The organism is Sphingobium sp. (assembly GCF_035511395.1).
GTDB lineage: Bacteria > Pseudomonadota > Alphaproteobacteria > Sphingomonadales > Sphingomonadaceae > Sphingobium.
The window spans coordinates 1-5875 of record NZ_DATKFP010000183.1 but is presented as its reverse complement, the minus strand read 5'-3'; the positions used below and the strand labels follow the sequence as shown (position 1 = coordinate 5875).

At 62.2% G+C, this 5875-nt stretch carries 7 protein-coding genes; 3 read left to right on the top strand and 4 right to left on the bottom strand.

Annotation, left to right across the window (positions count from 1 at the left end; genetic code table 11):
• From VMR39_RS12440 to VMR39_RS12430, 3 genes are all read right to left on the bottom strand, one after another.
• Window positions 1-228, bottom strand: a 228-nt coding sequence (locus VMR39_RS12440; RefSeq protein ID WP_325416300.1) for a hypothetical protein, incomplete at its 3' end; no start/stop codon positions are given.
• Window positions 229-248: 20 nt separating this feature from the next.
• The gene (locus VMR39_RS12435) at window positions 249-998 is read right to left on the bottom strand and encodes an SDR family NAD(P)-dependent oxidoreductase (RefSeq protein WP_325416299.1); all 750 of its coding nucleotides are present in this window, start codon (window positions 996-998) and stop codon (window positions 249-251) included.
• Between the two features lie 31 nt (window positions 999-1029).
• A complete protein-coding gene (locus tag VMR39_RS12430) occupies window positions 1030-1836 on the bottom strand; it encodes an enoyl-CoA hydratase/isomerase family protein (RefSeq protein ID WP_325416297.1) in 807 nt (268 codons plus the stop codon).
• A gap of 162 nt (window positions 1837-1998) precedes the next feature.
• Between VMR39_RS12430 and VMR39_RS12425 the strand changes: the two genes are divergently transcribed.
• On the top strand, window positions 1999-3231 hold the full coding sequence (locus tag VMR39_RS12425; protein WP_325416296.1) for an acyl-CoA dehydrogenase family protein: 1233 nt from the start codon (window positions 1999-2001) through the stop codon (window positions 3229-3231).
• Window positions 3228-4289, top strand: a complete 1062-nt coding sequence (locus VMR39_RS12420; RefSeq protein ID WP_325416295.1) for a phosphotransferase family protein — start codon at window positions 3228-3230, stop codon at window positions 4287-4289. Before VMR39_RS12425 ends, VMR39_RS12420 begins: the two co-directional genes overlap by 4 nt.
• Before the next feature lie 19 nt (window positions 4290-4308).
• Here VMR39_RS12420 and VMR39_RS12415 read toward each other — a convergent pair whose 3' ends face one another.
• Window positions 4309-5124, bottom strand: coding sequence for an SDR family NAD(P)-dependent oxidoreductase (locus VMR39_RS12415; RefSeq protein ID WP_325416294.1), 816 nt, complete (start codon window positions 5122-5124; stop codon window positions 4309-4311).
• A gap of 52 nt (window positions 5125-5176) precedes the next feature.
• On the opposite strand from VMR39_RS12415, the gene VMR39_RS12410 reads away from it, so the two are divergent.
• Window positions 5177-5875, top strand: a 699-nt coding sequence (locus VMR39_RS12410; RefSeq protein ID WP_325416293.1) for an SDR family oxidoreductase, incomplete at its 3' end; no start/stop codon positions are given.

The following is a 5875-nucleotide window of genomic DNA, read 5'->3' as shown; positions in this document are numbered from 1 at the left end:
CAGGCAGGAAGTGAAGATGCCGGCTACTCGGCAATCCTGACCGGCGCCTACTGGCTTCGACTGCCGGAGAGCGGGGTGTACTGCGATCCGCCGGCAGGCTGGCGCAACGAGTATCCCGATCTGCTCCTGCGCGCCAGGTTCCAGCACCAGCGCTTCGGGATCAGCGCGCATCTCCTTGATCGGCCGGTCGTTGAAGCGGATTTCCGCGTAGCGCGCCTTCGTCGCCATATGCCTGTCCTTTCCGTGCGTTAGAACTGGACGCGCTTGGTAAAGCCCCCGTCGATGACGAGGTTAGCGCCGGTGACATAGCCGGTGGCGGGACTGGCAAGGAAGGTGATGGCCTTCGCCACTTCGCCCGGCGTTCCCATCCGTCCCATCGGAATCTGGCCGACGATGCCAGCGTAAAGATCTGGCGCCAGCGCCTTCGCCCCTTCCCAATTGCCGCCGGGATAGGTGATGGGACCGGGGGACACCATGTTTACGCGAATGCCCTTGGGCGCCCAGGCCTGGCTCAACTGCTTGCCATAGGTGATGACGGCCGCCTTGATCGCGTTGAAGGCCTGGGGCACCAGAAATGTCTCGATCGCTGCGGTGCTGGACATCAGGATGACTGATCCCGCATCCGACTTTTCCAGCCACGGTTCCAGCGCCTCGCATCCGTCGACCGCGCCGAGCATGTCGAGGCGATAGCTTTCATCCCAGTCGCCTGCGCCCTGCGCGCCCGATGAACTGATCGAATGGATGAAGATGTCGCACCCGCCAAGCCGTTCCGCGAGGCTGTTCAGCATCGCGCGATAGCCGTCGCGATCCTCCAGCACGAACTCCTGCGTTTCCACCGTGCCATCCAGTTCGGACTTAAGATCGTCCAGCGCATCGCCATTGCGGGAGAACAGGCCAAGGCTGGCTCCTTCCGCTGCCAGCAGTTTCGCCGTTTCCCTGCTGATGCCGCGCGTCGCGCCGCCCAGGATCACCTTTAGACCGGAAAGACCCAGATCCATCGCCATTCTCCTCGAAAATTCAAAGCCGGGTTCAGCCCCGCGCCCAATAGATTGCATCCATCGTTTCGCCCGCGTCGAAACGCTGCTGGATCGCCTTCATACTCGTCAGACTGTCGGGATGAGCGAACAGGGTCTGGCTGATCGCCTGGTCATTCTCGATGCCCTGGCTCTGGTTCAAATCCTCCGCCTCCCCCAGCATCTTCTTCATGCCGGTAACTGACTGGGGTGGCAGCGCTGCGATGGCGCGAGCCAGGCCCAGCGCCTCCTCCACCGCCGTTCCTTTCGCCACCACACGGTTGACTCCGCCCAACTGGTACAGGCGTTCGGCGGTGAGAGGTTGCCCCGTCAGCACCACTTCCGCCGTCATGGTACGGCCGATCAGGCGCATCAAGCGGGACGTCCCGCCAATACCCGTCCCTGCGCCGATGATGACTTCGGGCTGGCTGAACCGCACACCTTCCTCCGCCACCCGCAGGTCACAGGCCCAGCCCAGTTCGCACCCGCCGCCGGACGTATCACCGTTGATCGCCGCGATCGTAACGGCGCCACCGCGATTGAGGATTTGCAGGGAACGGAACCAGCCGGCCGGGTCGCCGGTCGCCGGCTGCCCCTCCACCAGCTTCACGATATCGTCCAGATAGGCATGTTCCAGCCAATGCCCGTCCACGGAAGAAGCCAGGACGATCACACGCGCACCCCGTCCGATCACGACATCCAGAGCATCAGCCAGCGCCGACACCGTCGCGCAGCTCGTGGTATGGCCGGGCGTACCGCCATCGCCGATCGTTATTACGGCAATGGCTGTCTCGGGCCATTCCACCTGAATATTGGATGCCATGGCTTGCCTCTCCTCGTGGTCGCGCCGCTCCATGACGGCGGTCATCTGATGGGGCACAGGCTAGCGCGCCGCTCCTTCCTGTCAAGATAGTATGCTGGCACATTATTCGTTTACGGGCTATCTTAGGGCAAACCGAAGATGAGAGGTGAGGAGTCCAGCCGCATGATACCCACGCAAAGCGCCCGATCGCGCGCACTCGCCGTCCGACTCCAGGCGTTCATGGATGAGCATGTCTATCCCAATGAGCGGCTTTACGAAGAGCAACTCCACGCTGGTCCCGACCGCTTCTGCGTGCCGCCGATATTGGAGGAATTGAAGGCAAAGGCGAAGGCGCAGGATCTATGGAACCTGTTTCTGCCGCATTCGGACAATGGCGCGGGACTCAGCAATCTGGACTATGCCCCGCTGGCCGAAATCATGGGTCGCGTCCATTATGCGTCGGAAGTCTTTAACTGCTCCGCGCCCGATACTGGCAATATGGAATTGCTGGACCGCTATGGCATTGATGAGCAAAAACAACGCTGGCTTGCACCTTTGCTGGAGGGACGCATCCGCTCCTCCTATTGCATGACCGAGCCGGCTGTCGCCTCGTCCGACGCCACCAATATCGAAACGCGGATCGAGCGCGACGGCGACGATTATATCATCAACGGGCGCAAATGGTGGATCACCAATGCCTATCACCCCCATAACGGCCTGTATATCGTCATGGGCAAGACCGATCCGTCCGCCCCGCGCCACATGCAGCAGTCGCAGATACTGGTAGACCCGGACACGCCCGGCATCACGCGCATCCGCCCCCTCACCGTCTTTGGCTATCATGACGAGCCGAAGGGACATGCGGAAATTCTGTTCGACAATGTGCGCGTACCCGCTGCCAACATCGTGCTGGGCGAAGGGCGCGGCTTCGAAATATCGCAGGGGCGCCTTGGGCCGGGACGCATCCATCACTGCATGCGCATCATCGGCCAGTGCGAGCGGCTGCTGGAACAGCTATGCCAGCGCCTGCTGCGCCGGGTCGCCTTCGGCAAGGTGCTGGCGGACCAGTCCCTTTGGCAGGAGCGGATCGCCGAGGCACGGATCAACATCAACATGTGCCGCTTGCTGACTCAGCACGCCGCTCACCTGATGGACACGGTCGGCAACAGGGGTGCCCGCAGCGAAATCGCGCAGATCAAGGTCGCCGCCACACGGATCGGCCAGTCGATCGCCGACATGGCGATCCAGGCGCATGGCGCGGCGGGCCTGTGCGATGACGACGGTCTGGGATTCGCCTTCGCCCGGATGCGCATGATCCGGATCGGCGACGGCCCGGACGAAGTGCATAATCGGACCATCGCACGCCTGGAACTGAACAAATATCGCGCCTCTCGGGCCACGGGGCGCGTAGGATGACGGGTCGGCAGGCGCAATTCGGCGGAGAGGAGGCACCGCCGCCGCATCTGGCGATCGATCTCGACCGGCTGGCTGCGTGGCTCGCACCCCGCCTGCCCGGCATGGATCTTCATCTCTCGCTCGCCAAGTTCAAAGGCGGACAGTCTAATCCCACCTATCGGCTGTCAGGGCCGGGGGGCGATTATGTCCTGCGCCGCAAGCCTCCCGGTACGCTGCTGCCCTCCGCGCACCGGATCGACCGCGAATATCGTATCCTGTCGGCTCTTCGCGATAGCGGCGTGCCGATTCCCGGAACCCATGGTTATTGCGCCGATCCGGGCGTGATCGGTTCCGAATTCTACATCGTCGATCATGTGGCGGGCCGCGTCTTCTGGGAAGCGGATATGGGCGACGCCTCCCGATCGGAACGCATAGCGGTCTATGACGATATGAACCGGCTTCTGGCGATGCTGCATGATCTGGATCCCGCTGCGATCGGCCTGAGCGATCTTGCCCCGCCAGACGGCTATGCCGCGCGCAATCTTGCACGCTGGTCGAAAAACTATGTTCAGTCCTGCATGACTAAGATTGCCGACATGGACTGGCTGATCGACCGATTGCCGCAACATGTGCCCGAAACCGCCCAAACCCGGTTCATCCATGGCGACTATGGCCTCTACAACCTCATCATCGCGCAGGACACACCACGCATCGTGGCTGTGCTGGACTGGGAAATGGCGACACTGGGCGATCCGCTGATTGATCTGGCGCATCATTTGCGCGCCTGGTGGGATTTGCCGGATTCCGGTCTGGCCGCCACCAGCCTATATGGGCGGGATGTGTCCGCGCTCGGCATTCCGACGATGGAGGCCTATGTCGCGCTCTATTGCGCGCGGCGCGGCATCGCGGTGCCGGACCTGCGCTGGTATCTGGCCTTTGCCCAGTTCCGCTATGCCGCGATGGTACAGGGCATATTGAAGCGCGCGGCGGACGGCACCGCCTCCAGCCGCGTCATGGTTCACAGCCAGAATCGGGTCCGACGGATCGCCGCCATGGCGCGCATGACGCTGGAGGGGTGATCCCTCCAGCGCTCAGCCATCATTCCGGTGCGCCCGGCAGAAAGGGTGTGTAGACCCCCACCGTCATGCCGCCGTCGACGGTGATTTCGGCGCCATTGACATAGGAGGCGTCGTCACTGACCAGGAAGAGGCTGGTGGACGCCACCTCTTCCGGCTCGCCGATGCGCTGGATCGGCTGGCCGACATAATATTTCGCCAGTTCGGACGGCGCTTCGTTGGTGACGTTGCCCATGACGGTATTGATCCCGCCGGGGAACACCGCATTCACCCGCACGCCCCTGTGCCCTAACTCCATCGCCGCCGTCTTGCTGATCCCGCGCAACGCCCATTTGCTGGCCGAATAGGCGGTCAGGCCGTTCATGCCCCACAGGCCGGAACTGGAACAGATATTGACGATCGCACCCTTGCCCTTGGCGATCATGCCGGGTGCCAGTGCCTTGATGCCCAGCCATGCGCCGATCAGATTGATGTTCAGCACACGCTCGAAATCCGCCTTGGTCAGATCGAGCATGGCGGCCGGATGGACGATGCCGGCATTGTTGACGAGGATGTCGACGGCCCCCCATTGCGATTCGACCTTCCGGGCAAGGACAACCCATTGCTCCTCTGCACTGATATCGAGCTTGATGGCCATCGCATTGGCACCAATGTCCGAAGCGATCGCCTGCGCTTCTGCTTCCAGCATGTCCGCCAGCACGACTTTTGCCCCTTGCGCCGCGAAAAGGCGGGCGGTCGCTTCGCCCTGACCACGCGCCGCGCCGGTGATGACCGCAATCTTGCCGTCGAGCTTTCCACCCATATCCTGCTCCTGTCCTGCATTGCTCTTGCCGCTCATTCATAATAGAATGCTATCGGACTGTATATATACTAACTATCTGGAGAGAGAGATGCGGCTGGAGGGAAAGGTGGCACTGGTGCTCGGCGCGGCGGGCAAGGACAATATGGGGCAGACCATCGCCCACAGGCTGGCGGCCGAAGGATGCAAGGTCGTCGTGGGTGGCCGGCACCGGGAAGAGCTGGAGCGAATCGCGCCGGAGATAGGCGGTGCGGTCGCTCTGGTCGACATCACCAGCCAGGATCAGGTGGAGGCTGCCGCCGACCTTGCCGTCGCCCGCTTCGGTCGTATCGATATCGGTGTGAATGCCACGGGCTGGGGCCTTTTGAAGCCCACGCATGACACGACAGAGGAGGATCTGGACAAGATGTTGGGCATCCAGTTCAAAGGGCCGTTCTTCTTCATCCAGGCGATGTTACGGACAATGGGGAGCGGCGGATCGATCATCCAGATTTCGTCCGCGACCGCGACGATCATGCTGGAAAATCACGCCGCCTATATGGGGACCAAGGCCGGCATCGATCATGTCATCCGCACGGTCGCCAATGAATATGGCGATCGCGGCATCCGTGCCAATTCCATATCCCCAGGCATTACGGAAACGCCGATGGCCGGCATGACATTCCAGATCCCCGAAATGGTGGAGGCCTTCACGCGCGAATATCCGCTGGGCCGGGTCGGCACGCGCGAGGATATCGCCGCCGCCGTGGTATGGCTGGGGTCGGACGAATGTTTCATGACCGGGCAGAAT